Annotated in this window: 17 protein-coding genes and 1 tRNA gene; 2 read left to right on the top strand and 16 right to left on the bottom strand. The window is 61.7% G+C overall.

What is annotated here, in order from left to right; translation table 11 throughout:
• Positions 1–115 precede the first annotated feature (115 nt).
• On the bottom strand, positions 116–253 hold the full coding sequence (locus tag ACKUUH_RS15820) for a hypothetical protein (protein WP_407950863.1): 138 nt from the start codon (positions 251–253) through the stop codon (positions 116–118).
• 49 nt (positions 254–302) lie between these two features.
• Here ACKUUH_RS15820 and ACKUUH_RS15815 point away from each other — a divergent pair, with 49 nt between their 5' ends.
• Complete coding sequence (locus tag ACKUUH_RS15815; RefSeq protein WP_407950862.1) at positions 303–2,375, top strand: transglycosylase SLT domain-containing protein; 2,073 nt, start codon at positions 303–305, stop codon at positions 2,373–2,375.
• A gap of 68 nt (positions 2,376–2,443) precedes the next feature.
• On the top strand, positions 2,444–3,316 hold the full coding sequence (locus ACKUUH_RS15810; protein ID WP_407950861.1) for an alpha/beta fold hydrolase: 873 nt from the start codon (positions 2,444–2,446) through the stop codon (positions 3,314–3,316).
• A 5-nt stretch (positions 3,317–3,321) separates the two neighbouring features.
• Here ACKUUH_RS15810 and ACKUUH_RS15805 read toward each other — a convergent pair whose 3' ends face one another.
• From ACKUUH_RS15805 to ACKUUH_RS15735, 15 genes are all read right to left on the bottom strand, one after another.
• Entirely contained in the window at positions 3,322–4,989 is a 1,668-nt protein-coding gene (locus ACKUUH_RS15805) for a Na/Pi cotransporter family protein (RefSeq protein ID WP_407950860.1), read from the bottom strand.
• A gap of 54 nt (positions 4,990–5,043) precedes the next feature.
• Complete coding sequence (locus ACKUUH_RS15800; protein ID WP_407950859.1) at positions 5,044–5,754, bottom strand: hypothetical protein; 711 nt, start codon at positions 5,752–5,754, stop codon at positions 5,044–5,046.
• Positions 5,755–5,999: 245 nt separating this feature from the next.
• Complete coding sequence (locus tag ACKUUH_RS15795; RefSeq protein WP_407950858.1) at positions 6,000–6,836, bottom strand: SAM-dependent methyltransferase; 837 nt, start codon at positions 6,834–6,836, stop codon at positions 6,000–6,002.
• Positions 6,826–7,635: a class I SAM-dependent methyltransferase gene (locus ACKUUH_RS15790; protein ID WP_407950857.1), complete on the bottom strand. Its 810-nt coding sequence runs from the start codon at positions 7,633–7,635 to the stop codon at positions 6,826–6,828. The genes ACKUUH_RS15795 and ACKUUH_RS15790 overlap by 11 nt, the downstream gene beginning before the upstream one ends.
• A gap of 375 nt (positions 7,636–8,010) precedes the next feature.
• Positions 8,011–9,147: a mechanosensitive ion channel family protein gene (locus ACKUUH_RS15785; protein WP_407950856.1), complete on the bottom strand. Its 1,137-nt coding sequence runs from the start codon at positions 9,145–9,147 to the stop codon at positions 8,011–8,013.
• 103 nt (positions 9,148–9,250) lie between these two features.
• Entirely contained in the window at positions 9,251–9,880 is a 630-nt protein-coding gene (locus tag ACKUUH_RS15780) for a trimeric intracellular cation channel family protein (RefSeq protein ID WP_407950855.1), read from the bottom strand.
• Positions 9,881–9,956: 76 nt separating this feature from the next.
• Positions 9,957–10,049: transfer RNA gene (locus ACKUUH_RS15775), tRNA-Ser, on the bottom strand.
• A gap of 87 nt (positions 10,050–10,136) precedes the next feature.
• Positions 10,137–11,030 (bottom strand): acyl-CoA thioesterase II, encoded by an 894-nt coding sequence (tesB, locus tag ACKUUH_RS15770; RefSeq protein ID WP_407950854.1) that lies wholly within the window; start codon positions 11,028–11,030, stop codon positions 10,137–10,139.
• A 197-nt stretch (positions 11,031–11,227) separates the two neighbouring features.
• Positions 11,228–11,497 carry a hypothetical protein gene (locus tag ACKUUH_RS15765; RefSeq protein WP_407950853.1) on the bottom strand — a complete coding sequence of 90 codons (270 nt, stop codon included), beginning with the start codon at positions 11,495–11,497 and terminating at the stop codon, positions 11,228–11,230.
• Between the two features lie 172 nt (positions 11,498–11,669).
• Positions 11,670–12,302 carry a glutathione S-transferase N-terminal domain-containing protein gene (locus ACKUUH_RS15760; RefSeq protein WP_407950865.1) on the bottom strand — a complete coding sequence of 211 codons (633 nt, stop codon included), beginning with the start codon at positions 12,300–12,302 and terminating at the stop codon, positions 11,670–11,672.
• A 117-nt stretch (positions 12,303–12,419) separates the two neighbouring features.
• The gene (locus ACKUUH_RS15755; RefSeq protein ID WP_407950852.1) at positions 12,420–12,770 is read right to left on the bottom strand and encodes a hypothetical protein; all 351 of its coding nucleotides are present in this window, start codon (positions 12,768–12,770) and stop codon (positions 12,420–12,422) included.
• Positions 12,771–12,880: 110 nt separating this feature from the next.
• Complete coding sequence (locus ACKUUH_RS15750) at positions 12,881–13,675, bottom strand: glutathione S-transferase N-terminal domain-containing protein (RefSeq protein WP_407950851.1); 795 nt, start codon at positions 13,673–13,675, stop codon at positions 12,881–12,883.
• An 8-nt stretch (positions 13,676–13,683) separates the two neighbouring features.
• On the bottom strand, positions 13,684–14,163 hold the full coding sequence (locus ACKUUH_RS15745) for a histone H1-like repetitive region-containing protein (protein ID WP_407950850.1): 480 nt from the start codon (positions 14,161–14,163) through the stop codon (positions 13,684–13,686).
• A 219-nt stretch (positions 14,164–14,382) separates the two neighbouring features.
• On the bottom strand, positions 14,383–15,867 hold the full coding sequence (gatB, locus tag ACKUUH_RS15740) for an Asp-tRNA(Asn)/Glu-tRNA(Gln) amidotransferase subunit GatB (protein ID WP_407950864.1): 1,485 nt from the start codon (positions 15,865–15,867) through the stop codon (positions 14,383–14,385).
• A 38-nt stretch (positions 15,868–15,905) separates the two neighbouring features.
• Positions 15,906–16,887 (bottom strand): amidase family protein (locus ACKUUH_RS15735; RefSeq protein ID WP_407950849.1); only part of this gene is annotated, 982 nt, incomplete at its 5' end.

The following is a 16,887-nucleotide window of genomic DNA, read 5'->3' as shown; positions in this document are numbered from 1 at the left end:
GCCGGATATCGGAGCGCGATTGACGGACCCAAGGCCGCCCGGAGGGTGGGCCTGAGAGCGGTTCGGGAACTTTGTGTCGGGTTTGCGCCTTGCGGGCTAGTAACAGATTGAACCTTCAGCGGTTCGCGGCTGCCATGGCCGCCGCGGTCCTGTCCACCTGTGCCGCCGCAGCGCAGGCTTCCATCTTGCCGCTTCCCCGCCCCGGCGGCAGCGAGGTCCAGACGGCGAGCGCCGCGCCACTGGCCGTTCCCAAGGCGGCTACTGCATCTCCCGGTTCATTTTCGAGGCTCAACGCCGCCGACATGATGGCGGCGCGAGCCGCTTTCGATGAAATCGACCGGGGAAACTGGACCGCCGCCAGCCGTTTCCGCACGCAACTCAAGGACCGGACCGCCGCCAAACTCATCATCTGGACTCGCCTTCTCTCCGACGACAGCACCGCTACCTTCGCGGAAATCGTCGCCTTCATGGAGGAAAACCCGGATTGGCCGCGCAAGTTCATTCTGGAGGCCCGGGCCGAGCGCGCGCTCCTCTCTTACCCCATGTCGAACGACGACCTCATTGCATGGTTCACCGACCACCCGCCGCAAACCGGTGAGGGCCGCATCCGGCTCGGCAAGACACTGATCGACATAGGGCGCGCGGATGAGGGCGGGCAATGGATTCGCCGCGCCTGGATCGAGAACGACTTCAGCGCCTCCCGGCAAAAGGAAATCCTCGCCGCCTACGGACGCTTCCTTACAACCGAGGCACAGCAAGCGCGCCTTGCCCGTCTGCTTTGGGAACAGCGCACAAGCGACGCCCGCACCACCGCAGCGCTGGTCGGCCAGGCAGAACAGGCCCTCGCCGACGCACGCCTCCAGTTCATCGCAGGATCGAGCAAGGCGTCAGCGGCTCTCTCCCAGGTGCCCGCCACGCTGCGCGCCGATCCCGGTCTTCTCTACGATCAGGTTCGATACGAGCGCCGGCGCGGCAACGAGCACGGGGCGCTTCCCCTTCTTCTCACCGCGCCCACCGAACCGCACAAGATGGTGCGGCCGGACAGCTGGTGGATCGAGCGCAAGATTCTGACCCGCAAGGCGATGTCGCAGGGCCTCTATGAGGATGCCTACAAGATCGCCGCGGGCAATGGCTTGAAAGAAGGCGCGGACTTTGCAGAAGCGGAATTCCTCGCCGGCTGGATCGCTCTTCAATATTTGAACAATCCGGACGCAGCACTCACTCATTTCCGCAAGCTGAGTGACGGCGTCTCGACGCCGATCAGCAAATCGCGCGCGGAATACTGGTCGGGCCGAGCCGCAGCGGCATCGGGCGACAAGGAAAAGGCAGCTTCCTACTACCGCCAGGCCGCCGCCTATCCGACGACGTTTTACGGCCAGCTTGCAACCGCCGTCCTTGCTGCGAACGGCGGCGACGGCAAGCTGCGTCTCCCGGAAAATCCTGCGCGCACCAAGGACGTCAAGCAGCGCTTCGACAGCCGCGAACTCGTTCATGCCGCGCGCATCCTGCAAGACCTTGACCGGGAGAATACCCGCTGGACCTTCATGCTGCATCTCGCGGACATACTTGAGGATCCCGCGGAAATCGCTGCCCTCTCGGACCTTGCCCTCTCCTTCGGCGACCGCAAACTCTCGCTCCGCATCGCCAAGGCCGCTTCGCTCCGCAACATCGTGCTCGCGGACTACGCGTACCCGACCGAGGCCATGCCCAAATGGACGCATCGCGGCCCGCCGGTGGAAACCGCCCTCGTCTACGGCCTGTCGAGGCAGGAGAGTGAATTCGACCCGCAGGCGTTGAGCCCGGCGGGTGCGCGCGGCCTCATGCAGCTCATGCCGCGTACCGCAAAGATGGTCGCAGGCCAGGTAGGGCTGCCCTATTCGCCCGCGAAACTCACGGACCCCGTCTACAACGCAACGCTCGGCTCCGCCCATCTCGGCGACCTCGTGCAGAACGAATTCTCCGGTTCCTACATCATGAGCATCGCCGCCTACAACGCAGGCGCCTCGCGGGTGCGCCAATGGGTACAGGAATACGGCGATCCGCGCTCCACGGCCGTCGATCCGATCGACTGGATCGAAAGCATTCCCTTCTCCGAGACGCGGAACTACGTGCAGCGCGTGATGGAAAATATGGAAGTCTATCGCGGCCGGTTGAACGGACAGCCGGAACCCGTGCGCATAGAAGCAGACCTGAGCCGCTATTCCGGCTCAACACCGATCACGACACCGCCACCGGCTGCCCGCCCTACCAACGTGCCGCTCGCGCCGCCGTCACCGGCGTCCCCCGTCGTGACGCCCGCCGCCAACACACCCATACCGATGGCAATACCGGCAGAGGGCGCGATGGCGCCTGTGATCGAGGTCGGAGACCGCTGACCCTATCGGGGCTTGCCGGAGCGGCCTCCCTCCACCATGATCCCCGCCCACGCTTGCGGAGCCCGATCATGCCATTCCCCTATCGCGAACTTTTTTATACGAGCCAGGATGGGCTGAAGCTCTTTGCGCGCGATTATGGCGAGCGCACGGCACCGGGTACGCCGGTCATCTGCCTTCCCGGTCTCACGCGAAACTCGAAAGACTTTGAGCCACTCGCGGAGCATCTGTCGGCGCAGCGCCGGGTCATTTGCCCCGACCTGCGAGGTCGCGGTCGCTCCGGTTACTGCGACAACTGGGCGGACTACACACCAGCGCATGAGATGATGGACACGCTGGACCTCATGGGCGCGGCAGGCATCGGGCAGGCCATCTTTGTCGGCACATCGCGCGGCGGCCTCATCATCATGGCGCTGGCCGCTTTCCGCCCTAACGTCATCAAGGCCGCGATCCTGAATGACATCGGACCTGAAGTGGAGCCGAAGGGTATCGCTCGCATCGCAGGTTATGTGGGTGTGATGGAGACGCCCGCCACGTGGGACGAAGCGGCGGTCAAACTCCGCATGATGAACGAGCGCGAATTTCCGAACCTCTCTGCCGAGGAATGGCGCATCTTCGCCCGGCGCACTTTTGCCGAGGAGAATGGCGTACCGAAAATGGACTACGATTCAAAAATCGGCACGGCGATGCGTAAAGGCATGGAGGCCGCCAAGGGTGAAATCCCGACGCTATGGCCGCAGTTCAAATCGCTCTCCCAGATGCCGCTGCTCGCGGTCCGTGGAGAGAATTCCGATATTCTGACGGCCGAAATCGTGGATCGAATGAAAGAGGTCAATCCCGCGATGCACTCCGCCATCGCAAAGGATCGCGGCCACGCGCCGTTTCTCGACGAGCCGGAGGTCATTGCCGCCATCGACGATTTCCTCGCGAAGAACAGCCTGTAAGGCAACTACTCGTTCCGCGCCACCGCCTCTGCGACCGGAGCGCCTCCATCTCCCGTCTTCGCCGGCGCAAGCGCAGTCTGTGCGGCGTCGATGCGCATGGCCGCGCGCACGGCATGATGGGCGATGCGGCGAATCCGGTCCGCCTCGCGTATTGCATCGTCGAGGTAGCTCAGATGGACGAAATCCCCGCGTGACGCAGAAAACAGAATGGCATCCTTGATCCTCTGGTAGTTTTCCTCGAACTCCACTCCACTGGCCGCCAGCTTCTCCCCGTCTTCGCCAAGTGAGGGCATCGCGGAAAGCAGAAAGTCGGCAAGAGCCAACCGGTAGGACCTCAGTGCCTGCCCCGGCTTGTCGGGAAGCCGGCTCTCCGCTGTCGCATATACCATCAGACCCTGAAGTTCGTGCATCATGCCATTGTAGTGCTGCAGGGCGCGCAGGAGATGCGCGAGTGCATCGGGAAGTGTGTCGGGCATGCGCCGCGACGACATGTCCGCTGCATACTCGCCGATAGCCTCCGACAGCTGGGACACGACCGGCAACCGCCGTCGTACATAAGCGGAGCGCTCTCCCGGTTCTTTCAGATAGCTGGCGGTCACCTCGCGGGTGATGACACCGAGACGTCCCAGTTCGAGGAGAAGACTTTCGATGGCAAGCGACGGCATATCGCGCAATGTGCTGTCCAGATGTCGCGGGCGGGCCTCGCTCTCATCTTCCGAGGTGAACATGCGCTCCAGCCGCCGGACAAGTCTTCCGCCCACGAACCAGAAGATAACGACACCGGAAACGTTGAAGAAAGTATGGAACAGCGCGAGTATCACCGCAGGGTCAGGATCGACGAAATCCGCTGTCACCAGAACATCCGCGAGCCACACGAAACCCGGAAGAAACACAAGCGCAATAGCGCCGGTCGTGAGATTGAACAAGAGATGGCCTGCCGCCACACGCTTGGCGTTCGACGTCGCATCGAGAACCGCGAGCAAGCCCGTTACCGTTGTGCCGAGATTGGCGCCGATGACCATGGCTGCGCCGGTTTCTATCCCGATCAGGCCGCCCGATACGGCAGAAAGCGCGACCACGATTGAAGCACTTGACGACTGTGCCAGTGCCGTAATCCCGAAACCGGCCAGCACGAAAAGAAAATCCTGGAAAAATCCACCCGCCAGCGCTTCGATGGGAAACGCTGTCGCGATGCCCTGAAACGTCTCCTTCAATACGGAGATGCCGAGAAAAAACAGGCCGAACCCGGTTACAGCCTCCCCAAGCGCACCGCGCGCGGTCGCGGGACTGGTCAGCCGGACGATCATGCCCGCGCCGATCAGCGGCAAGGCCAGGAACTCGATATTGACGTTGAATCCGACGACCGCGACGATCCAGCCGGTCATGGTGGTGCCAACATTGCTGCCGAAGATGACCCACACGGCCTGCCAGAGCGTCAGCACGCCTGCATTGACGAAACCGATCGCCGCGACCGTGACCGCGCTCGACGACTGCACCAGCGCGGTGAGCGCAAATCCCGAGATGAGCCCTTTCGCGCGCGTATTCGTCCATCGTTCCAGGAGCATCTTGAGGGACGGCCCCGCAGCGACCTTCAGGCCCTCTGTCATCAGCCACATGCCGACAAGAAAGAGTCCAAGTCCCCCAAGCAGGCCGGTGATGTTCTCCACGCTCATCTCGCTCATCCTCCGGCGCCAGTATCGCCGTTTCCGCCGGGGCCGGACAGTGTTTTACGAACGCCGCACCCGAAGCATTCTGGTCGCGCCCTTTTGAAACTCGAAAGGCACATGGACAAGCTCAGCCCCGGCGTCCTCTCGCCGCAATGCGTTCATGACACCCGGCAGATGACTGGACGGCAGACCGTCGAGGTTTACCAGCGGAAACACCCGTACTTCGTCCGCGACGCGCAGAAGCTCGCGGATCGACGCGAGATGGAAGCCGAAGTCGAGATCGTCTCCATAGAGAAACAGAAGGTGCGAGACGAGCGCGAGGCGGAAGGAACCATCCTCAAAGGGAAGCGACGGCAAAGAGGCTGGCACGTAACACCCCTCTGCCTTTCCATCTTCGAAATCCTCAAGGAAGAGTTCGAGCGCCTCTCGCCTGAGCCTGTGGACAGCTTCCTCCGATCCGTAATGGCTCCAGTTGAAGCGATAGGAGGCGCGCCGCATCCCTGTGCGCATTGCGTCCGCCGTCTCTTCGAAGCGATGGCGAATATCATCGCCGCGAAGCGCATAGATTGGATCGGCGGCGACGACACGCGCACCCGCCTTGCGCGCCTCGGCCGCGAAGGACGACGGGCCGCCGCCGGCGTCGAGTATGGGCGACCCGGACGCGAGTTCATCGAGCGCAAAGAATGCCTGATACTCGCTGAGCCGCCGCCCCCAGGGCACGATGCCGCCGAGCTCGAACTCTTTCGGGGATTTGCTTGCGCGGGCATTCATCTCGTCTCCTCCATGGTTGCTGGCTGTGCCGCACCTGCAGGAAGCACCTCTCGATGAAATATCCCTCAAACGAAAAGGCCGCCTCCAGACGGGGCGGCCTTGTCCGGTTCGATCGCAAATAGACGACGTTACGGGGCCACCCTCGGGGTGGTCCACCAGTTGCCTGTCATGACAGCCGAACACGTCATCGCGATATCCTTTAACGCCGGAAACGTCTCCGGCACCGGAAATCTATGTCTCCAAAGTCACTTTGCCAAGCGGTAATGCATGACGCCCCAGGCGAGATACCCCTTGTCGGCGCCATCGACCCAATGGCCAAGTCCCTTGATCATGTTGTCGAGGTAAGTCGTGCTCGACCCTGTGGTCAACCGGTCGTAATCGGCTTTGAGCTCCTCACCCACCCGCCAATAATGGCGGCGAAGTTGATGGGTCATCTCGCGCACATCGAGCTTCTCGAAGCCGCGCACCTTGAGTTCCCGGTCGTAAAACCCGAAGCTTCCGAGCGTTTCAAGGTGAATGCGGTCGAGGATCGGCTGCAGCACACCCTCCGGGCAGTCGTCGGACTGCATCGGATCGGTGAAGATGAACTGCCCGCCGGGCTTCAGGACGCGTTTCACTTCGTCGAGAACGCGCGGGCGGTTGCCGCTATGCAGGATCGCATCCTGCGACCAGACGACATCAATGCTGCCGTCGTCCACCGGGATTGCCTCGAAGTCGCCATAGAGAACCTCGATCCGGTCCTCAAGCCCCACCTTCCTGTTCAGCTCGCGGTTGAGCCGGTTCTGCGTCTCGCTGATATTCACGCAGATGACCCTGCACCCGCGGGTCCTGGCAAGATGCCGCGCCGCGCCGCCGTAACCTGCGCCGATATCGAGTACGACTGTGTTCTTGTCCACGCCTTCAAGCATCGAGGCGAGCGTCTCGTCGTTTCGATGGCTGGCGGGAACGATCGGTTCGTTATCGTCCTTGTACATCCCGATATGGATGTCCTCACCACCCCAGATGGTGAAGTAGAACGAATTCGCGTCCGGGCTGTCGTAATAGGCCTCCGCTTGCGCAACGGCGTTCGATTTACGCGTCATGATAGATCTTCTCCGCAACGTGAATGAAGAAGTCGGCCTCTTCATCCTTGTAGGTTTCCTCGAAATCGCCGTAGGTGACGACCTTCTGAAATCCGATTTCATGCATCAGGCGACGGGTATAGTCCTTCCGCAGCGGGAACATGTTCAGGTGGTAAACACTGTCGTCCGGGAAGGTGTAACGGAAGCGCGCCAGTGAATCGTCCATATGCTCCGGTTCGGCCGTCACCCGATCGCCGCAGTAATAATATTTGTGCTTCGTCCTGAATCCGCTATCGAGAATGGCGTCGTAGTTGCGCTGATCCAGTATCAGGATGCCGTCGTGCTTCAGCGCGGCATAAAACTCGGCGAGCGCACGCCGCCGGTCCTTTTCCTCAAAAAGATGGGTAAACGAGTTCCCGAGACAGATAATGGCGTCGAACTTTCCGTGAACGTCCTTGTTCAACCAGCGCCAGTCGGCGTGAACCGTCTGCATGACGAAACCGTGATCGCGCGCATTCTCGAATGCCTTGGAAAGCATCTCGGCGCTGCCATCTACGCTGGTCACGTCGAAACCGGCCTTCAGAAGCTGAACCGAGTTGAAACCGGTGCCCGTCGCAACGTCCAGAACTTTGTGTTTCCCTCGTTCCCTCAAGATATCGATGAAGAATTGCCCCTCGCTTTCCGCCCGGCTCTCCCAGTCGATCAGGTCATCCCATTTCTCGACGAAGGATTCGACATACTCCTGCTGGTAGTGATCGGTTTCCCGCATCGCGAGCGGATCTTCGCCGAATTCCTGTTCATTTTTCTTGAGCTGTTCCATGGTGACGGTCCTTCGGAAAACGGCGGCAAATCGCGAATGCGAGTCCCCTGCCGCCAAAAGCACAAACGGAACCAGCCGGATACAGGCCGGTATCCTATGAGATCGGTTTCGTTAGCCCGCATCGGATAAGCCGCGCACACGCGCGAAAACGGGCCGCATCCCATGACGCCTGCAAAATGCACGACAAGGCAGCGAGAGCTGCGGGACACGGCTGGGGACAGCGTTACACTCGTAATGAGGCAACGCACTGAACGCCCTCTCAGCGCAGGCAAACTAACAAAGCCTGCCTCGAGTAGCAACCGCGCAACGCAAACTTCACGAAAAGTCTTTGTTTTGCAGGCATTTCCATCACACGAGAAATTTTTGTCGCACTGCTCAATTCATGTCGTCTGCATTCTCCATGACAGCATCGCCGATTGCACCATCCGCACGCATACGCCCATCATCCATCGCAGAACTCCGCACCTGCGGCAGAGACGCCGGACGATTTTCGCGAATCCACGCGACCAGCTTCTCCCTTACGTTGCAACGCAGGTCCCAGGCTTCCGGTGATGTTCGTGCGCTGACGAGCGCACGAATTTCGATCGTGCGTTCCGTGGCATCCGTCACCTGCACAACGGCAACCTTGCCATCCCACAACGGCTGTTCCTTCACGAGCTCAGTGAGATATGCGCGAAGCTCCTCGACGGGCAGCGTGTAATCGGCGTGGAGGAAAACCGTCCCGATGATCGAGGCGCTCTCTCTCGTCCAGTTCGTGAAAGGATTCTGTATGAAGTAGGAGAGCGGCACCACAAGGCGTCTCCAGTCCCAGATGCGGATGACCACATAGGTTCCGGTGATCTCTTCGATCCAGCCCCACTCCCCTTCAATGACCACAGCATCGTCTATGCGGATCGGTTGCGTCACGGCGATCTGAATGCCCGCGATGAGGTTCTCAAGTACCGGTCGCGCGGCAAAGCCGAGAACCAGTCCCGCCGCCCCCGCCGACGCGAAGATACTCACGCCGTATTGCCTGACGGACTCGAAGGTCATGAGGCCGGCGCCAAGTGAAAGCAGGACAATCGTCGTGTCCGCCACGCGACGCAGAATTCGAATTTGGGTCACATGCTTGCGCGCCCGCAGATTGTCTGCAACGTCGATGCGGAAACGCGCAAGATAGACGTCGCTCGCGATATGGACGGCGGAAATGGCAATCCAGCCGGCGATGGCGAAGAGCACGGCTCCCAGGACGGAACTCCAGAGCGAGCGCGCCTCTTCGCTGAGCGGCGCCGCCTGGAGCACGAGAGCGCAGGCAGCGAAGATCGTTATTACCCGCGTCAGCCGGCACGTGCGGCGCAACAATGTCTGCACATATATGGCGCGACGCGAGAAAGCTGCAGTGAGGATTCTGAGGGCGACGCCGTGGATGACGACAGCAGCGATCGCCGCGGCGACAAGCATCGTTGCCGTGATGCTCCATGCAGGCGCCCAGCCAGTGACATAGGAAAGCCAGCCGATGAAATTCTCGGACAAGGGCATCTCATACCTGGTTCAAACCCGATATGGATGACTTAGCCCGGCGATGCGGCGGAACAAGGTCGGCAAGCGGAAAGACGCCGGCTCGCAAACGCCCCTTCTATTCCTGATCGCTCGGCTCGACCTTCAGGGTCGGGATCGACCAGTTATAGATGATGGCAAGCAATCGAATGACGAGCACCGCCGCGATCGACGTCCAGAGGTTGATCCCGGCGGGCACGCCGAGCCCGTCCGCCACCACATAGAGGGAAGCCCCGCTCAGTGCCGCGAGCGCATAGACCTCTTTCCTGAGAATGATCGGCGTCCGGTTCGCCAGCACGTCGCGCAAAATGCCGCCCGCAATTCCGGTGAGAACACCCATGATCACGGCGATCAACCCGGTGGTCCCCACCTCCAGCGCCTTCCGCGTACCGAGCGCGACGAACACCGCGAGCCCGATCGCGTCTGCGATGGCCACCGGCCGGCGCACGCGATGCGCCCACCGCGCGAGCGGTATCGCCGCAAGCGCGCATCCTGCCGCCATCAGCACATACCAGGGCGCCAGAATCCAGAAGACCGGCACATCGAGCAATACGTCTCGCAGCGTTCCACCGCCCACGGCGACCATGATGCCGAGCACCATGACGCCGAACCAGTCCATCTGGCGCTCACCCGCTACCAGCGCGCCGGACACGGCAAAAGCGGCAATGCCGACGAGTTGAAGCGATATGAGGAGGTCGAGTATGGCCATGGCGAAACGCTATCCGCCCTCCCGCGGCAAGGCCAGCGGAGGTTGCATCGGCTCTGGCTTCCATCTTGAAGGGAAATGGCGGAGAGGATGGGATTCGAACCCACGGTACAGCTTTACACTGTACAACGGTTTAGCAAACCGCCGCCTTCAGCCACTCGGCCACCTCTCCGGCTCCCCGTGTATGCCCAAGAATACGGGCCGCATCAAGGCCAATGTCTTCCGGCACCACGCGGATTTCGGCCCATCGGCCGCGGACTCAGCCCTGGGAGCCGCCCCGGTAGCGAATGAGCCCTTCCTGCGCCACCGAAGCAACCAGCTTTCCGTCCCGGGTGTAGATGCTGCCCCGGTTGAACCCGCGCGCGCCTGAGGCGCTGGGACTGTCCTGCGTGTAGAGCAGCCAGTCGTCCGTGCGGAACGGCCCGTGAAACCACATCGCATGGTCGAGGCTTGCTGTCTGCAGCTTGCCGCTCACCCAGCTCACGCCATGGGGACGAACGCAGGTATCGAGCAGCGTCATGTCGGATGCATAGGCGAGGATGCACTGGTTGAGCGGCGTATCGTCGCCAACGCCTTTGCGCGCCCGGAACCAGACATGCTGCACCGGCTCCATCGGCGCCGGATCGATATAGTCCTGCGGATTGACCGGCCGGATTTCGATAGGCCGAGGGCGGGCGAAATGCACGCGCACCGCTTCGGGCAGCTTGTCCCCGATGGCTTTCCTGAGTTCGCCCTCGTTCGGCAGGTCTTCGGGCTGCGGCACGGCGGGCATCGTCGATTGATGCTCGAACCCTTCCTCCGCGACCTGGAACGAAGCGGCCAGGTTGAATATCTGCTTGCCGTGCTGGATCGCCACGACGCGCCGCGTCGTGAAGCTCTTGCCGTCCCGCGAACGGTCGACTTCATAGACGATGGGAATTTTGGGATCGCCGGGCCGGATGAAATAGGCATGCAGCGAATGACAGACACGGTCTTCCACCGTTCGGTACGCAGCGACCAGCGCCTGCCCGATCACCTGCCCCCCGAAAACGCGCTGCCAGCTCACATCAGGGCTGTGTCCGCGAAAGAGGTTCATCTCGATCTGCTCGAGATCGAGCAGGTCGATGAGGTTCTCGACGGGATTCTTGTCGGCTTGCTGAGAAGCGTCTGTCATGGCCACTCCAGGGGGAACGCGGGGAACGGTCGAAGCCTGATTTGTCCAACTGAGGAGATGGAGGGACAAGGACCTCGAAGTGGCCGGAAGATAAGCGGAGCGCAGCGGCCTGTCACCGTCTTTACGCAACCGCGAAGAGGTTTGGCGGCGCAGAAAACCGCACCGCCACGCAGAAATTCCAAAGATATTTCAATGATTTACTGCTGGGAGAGCCACTCGCGCGCCTGCCGCTGCGCCTCGGCAATCTCGGCAGGCGTCATCTCGACCGCAAGCTCCGCGCGGCAGCTTCGCGCTGCATCGCTTCCCTTCATAGCCGCGAGATTGAACCACTTGTGCGCGGTCACCAGATCGACCTCCACCCCGTGGCCCGTCGAATACATCAGCCCCAGATTGTATAGCGCGTCGCACTTGCCGCCCTCTGCGGCAAGCTCGCTCTTCTCGACAGTATCGAGTTGCATGCGAGCCATGTGCTGGTCTCCTCGTTTTCGAGGCTTCAAGCCCGTTGTTGCCCTGAAGACGGAGCCCCTCTCCATCCCGGTACAACTCTCCATGCGCGCGCTGAAAAAATGGTTAACGGCCCGCTCACCATGCACTTTGATGTGAGCGGGCGTGACAAAACTGCCGACCATGTCCGTCAGGTCAAACCTTCGGCACATCCATGCCGCGCTGAACGGCCGGCCGCGCACCGACGGCGTCGAGCCAGCGCCTCACATTGGCGCCCTCTCCCACCACATCGGGTTTCGCCTGTGCGATCAGCTCGAAGGCGACGCTGATCCAGGGATAGGTCGCCATATCGGCGATCGAATAGTCTCCGCCCATATACGCCGCTTCCCCGAGCCGCTTGTCGAGAACCTTGATGAGCCGCGCGCCTTCGCCGATGTACCGGTCGATCGCATAGGGAATCTTTTCCGGCGCGGTATTGATGAAGTGGTTCGCCTGGCCAAGCATCGGTCCGACGCCGCCCATCTGCCACATCAGCCATTCAAGCGTCTTCGCGCGCTGCTCGCCTTTCGGCGCAAGAAACTTGCCCGTCTTCTCGGCCAGATAAATCAGGATCGCGCCCGACTCGAATACGGACACAGGACCGGCATCCGCATCCCTGTCGACGATCGCGGGAATGCGGTTATTGGGACTGACTTTCAGGAACGATGGCGCGAACTGCTCGTCCTTGCCGATGTCGACCAGATGGACCTCGTAGGGAAGCCCCGTCTCCTCGAGCATGATCGAGACCTTGCGGCCGTTCGGTGTCGTCCATGTATAGAGATCGATCATCGCATTCTGCCTTTCGCGCATGCGGCATGCGGCACTCCTCCCCGCACCCCGCTATTTCCGGTCAGGCGCATATGGGGAACCCGGCCGGTGCGCCCATCCCGCTCCCGCCGGAATATGTCAGTATTCGACGGTCACTTCGACGTGATGATGCCGGTGCCGCGCGCACACATAGGGCGAGAGCGTATATTCACCCGGCGCGAGTTCGAGCCCCACCGCTTCCTGCGGCAGCAGAAAGTCGGCAACCGCATCGCCCTTCGCATCGAGGATCGAAAAACCGTAGGTGCCGTCCATGACGCGCACGACCTTGCCACCCGCCGGCAGCTTCAGCGTCCGTCCCCAGCCTTCGCTGGTGCCGTACTTGTCCTTCATGATCAGGCTTCCCGTCGCCGTTACCGTTTCCGCACCCGCGGGAGCGGCAAGAACGGCAGCCACAACGGCAGCCAGAACAGTGATCGGAATGAGGCGCATGCGGAACACCCTCTTATCGGCGCCACGCGGCGCAAAAGGCAAACAGCGCCTCCGGTTTCCCGGAAGCGCTGCAAGCTTACCATAAGAGAAGGTGCCGTTAAGCCCCGCCCCTATTTTTGTGCGCGTTGCCCGAACAGCACCTTGCGTGCACGTTCGGCCTCTTTGGTCTTGTCCCCGATGGTACCCCGTCGCCACTCGCGACCCAGGGCAAATCCCCTCTGGACAGCCGGACGGGTGCCGACCCGCTCGAACCAGTCTTTCAGGAATGGGAAATCGTCAAGCCGCTGACCCTGGTTCTTGTAGGGTACGATCCAGCCCCAGCAGGCCATGTCAGCGATCGAGTAACGGCCGGCGAGATAGTCGCGGTCCTTCAGGCGATTATTCATCACGCCATAGAGCCGGTTGACCTCGTCCGTATACCGCTTGATCGCATAAGGGATTTTCTCCTGAGCGTACTGGCGGAAGTGATGGGCTTGGCCCGCCATGGGGCCAAGCCCAGCCATCTGCCAGAACAGCCATTGGTCAACCTCAACTCTCGAGCGTTCGCTCGCCGGGTAGAACTTACCCGCCTTGCGGCCGAGATATTGAAGGATAGCCCCCGACTCGAAAATCGAGATCGGTTTCCCCCCCGGACCGCTCGGGTCCACGATGGCTGGCATCCTGTTGTTCGGCGCGATCTTCAGAAAGGATCGCTTGAACTGGTCACCAATACCGATATTCACCGGCTTCACCCGATAGGGCAGGCCGCATTCCTCCAGCATGATCGAAATCTTCCAGCCGTTTGGCGTTGGCCAGTAGTAGAGATCGATCGGCTTGGCGTTGTCCCGCCCGGAAGCGGGACGTCGCCGTGCTGAAGAAAGTGTCGCCGCCGCCTTAGCGGGTTTTGACCGGCGAGTATCGCTCATTCGGCTGCTTACGCCGCCTTCTTGCGCGCTGCAGGCTTACGCTTCGCAGCAGGCTTCCGCTTTGCCGCCGGCTTCTTGGCCGCCGTCTTGCGGGCTGCCGGCTTGCGAGCAGCCGTCTTCCTGGCCGCAGGCTTCTTCTTCGCAGCAGGCTTCCGCTTCGCGGGGGCCTTCTTCGCTGCTGTCTTCTTCGCCGCAGGCTTCTTGGCTGCAGTCTTCTTGGCCGCAGGCTTCTTCTTCGCAGCAGGCTTCCGCTTCGCGGGGGCCTTCTTCGCTACGGTCTTCTTGGCCACGGCCTTCTTCGCAGCCGGCTTCTTCTTGGCGGCAGGCTTCCGCTTCGCGGGCGCCTTCTTCGCTGCCGTCGTCTTGGCGGCAAGCTTCTTCACCGTCTTCTTCGCAGCCGGCTTCTTCTTCGCAGCAGGCTTTTTGGCCGCGGGCTTTTTGGCCGCAGCGGCCTTCGGCTTAGCTTTCGTCTTCGTGGTGGTAGCCATGTTTCTCTAGCTCCTGATGTGCCGTTTCGTTTGGCGACAATCCATTTACTCGCAACGCACACACTGCAAGCGCCCTCGTACCCCTCAGGCGCGCAACAACAATATGAGCGCGTAAAAAGCGCTCGGCAACACAATGCAACAGATTTGTGCACGCGTGGTCGCGCCACTCTCCGGGGAAAGTGGTTACCAAACGGTTCATCCGGAGGCCGGAATTTTTCGTCAGTCGTCGGACGATAGACCGAGTTTTCGCGCGAGGATTTCGTTGACGACGCTCGGATTTGCCTTGCCAGACGTGGATTTCATGACTTGGCCGACAAACCAGCCCGCAAGTTGAGGCTTGACTTTCGTTTGCTCGACTTTATCGGGGTTGGCGGCAATGACGGCGTCGATTGCGGCCTCGATGGCCCCAAAATCCGTTACCTGCTGCAGGCCTTCCTCTTCGACGATTTTGGCCGGGTCGCGACCCGTTTTGTACATCGAATCAAAAACCTGCTTCGCGATTCGTCCCGAGATCGTCCCGTCCGAGATGAGATCGATGAGCTCTCCGAGCTGCCTTGCGCTCACCGGAGACTCCTCGATCGAGTGGCCTTCGCGGTTCAGGGCGCCGAACAAATCGCCCGTCACCCAGTTCGCCGCGAGCTTCGCATCGCGCCCCTTCGCGACCTCCTCGAAGTAGTCCGCGCGCGCGCCTTCCCCGATCAGGACGGTCGCATCGTAGGGCGTAAGCGCATATTCGGAGATGAGCCGCGCCTTCTTTTCGTCCGGCAGTTCGGGCAGGGAAGCCGCGATGCCGTTCACCCAATCCTGCGTGAATTCGAGCGGCAGCAGGTCGGGATCGGGGAAGTAGCGGTAGTCATGCGCCTCTTCCTTGGAGCGCATCGACCGCGTTTCGCCCGTCTTCGGATCGAAAAGCCGCGTCTCCTGGTCGATCTTGCCGCCCTCTTCCAGGATTTCGATCTGCCGTCGCGCTTCATATTCGATCGCCTGACCGATGAAGCGGATCGAGTTCACGTTCTTGATTTCGCAGCGCGTGCCGAGGCCTGCACCGATCTTGCGCACCGAAACGTTAACGTCCGCGCGCAGGCTCCCTTCTTCCATGTTGCCGTCGCAGGTGCCGAGATAGCGCAGGATGGTGCGGAGCTTGCGCACGTAAGCCTGCGCCTCCTCCGCCGAGCGCATGTCCGGCCGCGAAACAATCTCCATCAGCGCAACGCCCGACCGGTTGAGATCGACGAAGCTCATCGCCGGGTGCTGGTCGTGCAGGCTCTTGCCCGCATCCTGTTCGAGATGCAGCCGCTCGATACCCACCGTCACCGTCCGCCCGTCCGGCATGTCGAGCAGGACTTCGCCCTCGCCCACGATCGGGTGCTTGAACTGCGAAATCTGATAGCCCTGCGGCAGATCGGGATAGAAATAATTCTTCCGGTCGAAAATGGAACGCAGGTTGATCTTCGCCTTGAGGCCGAGCCCCGTGCGCACCGCCTGCTCCACGCAGAAATGGTTGATCACCGGCAGCATGCCCGGCATCGCCGCGTCGACGAAGCTCACCTGGGTGTTCTGCTCCGCGCCGAACTTCGTCGAGGACGCCGAGAAAAGCTTGGCGTTCGACGTCACCTGCGCATGCACTTCGAGGCCGAGAATGATCTCCCAGTCCCCGGTCGCCCCCTGGATCAGGTCTTCCTTGCGGGCTTCGCGCAGTTTCATCGTGCGCTCGAAATCGCTCACCATCGTCTCGACCATGCTCACGCCCTCCACCACGCTTCGGCTTCCGCCGTGAAACCCGCCGCCTCTTCGATGGCGAACGCCGCCCGGAGCAGCGTCTCCTCGTCGAAGGTCCGTCCGATGAGCTGCAGCCCGAGCGGCAGTCCTTCGGCGGAAAGCCCGGCAGGCACCGAGATGCCGGGAAGTCCGGCAAGGTTCACCGTCACCGTGAACACGTCGTTCAGATACATGGAGAGCGGATCGTCCGTCTTTTCGCCGATGCCGAATGCCGCCGAAGGCGCCGTCGGCGTCAGCAGCACATCCACCTCCGAGAAGGCTTCCGCGAAGTCGCGCGCGATCAGCGTGCGCACCTTCTGCGCCTTCAGATAATAGGCGTCGTAATACCCGGCGGAGAGCACATAGGTGCCCATCAGCACGCGGCGGCGGACCTCCGCGCCGAAGCCTTCGGCGCGCGTCCTCTCGTACATGTCCGTGATGTCCTTGCCCTCGACGCGCAGCCCGTAGCGCACGCCGTCGTAACGCGCGAGGTTGGACGAGCATTCCGCGGGCGCAACGATGTAGTAGGTCGGCAGCGCATATTTCGTATGCGGGAGGCTCACCTCCTTCACATTCGCGCCCGCCGCCTTCAGCCACTCGATGCCGCGCGTCCACAGGTCGTCGATCTCTTTCGGCATCCCGTCCACGCGGTATTCCTTCGGAATGCCGACATTCAGGCCCTTGATGCCCTGGCCGAGCGCCGCCTCGTAGTCCGGCACCGGCCGGTCGACGCTCGTCGTGTCCTTCTCGTCGTGGCCTGCCATCGAACCCAGCATGATCGCCGCATCGCGCACATCCCGCGCGATCGGCCCCGCCTGATCGAGCGACGAGGCAAACGCCACGATGCCCCAGCGCGAGCAGCGTCCATAGGTGGGCTTGAGCCCCACTGTGCCGGTGAAAGCTGCCGGCTGGCGGATCGCGCAGCCGCTGCTCCTCGTCGGGGTTGGAGATGAACGCGGTCTCGAC

The organism is Parvibaculum sp. (assembly GCF_045863935.1).
Lineage (GTDB): Bacteria > Pseudomonadota > Alphaproteobacteria > Parvibaculales > Parvibaculaceae > Parvibaculum.
This window is presented reverse-complemented; position numbering and strand designations above follow the sequence as displayed.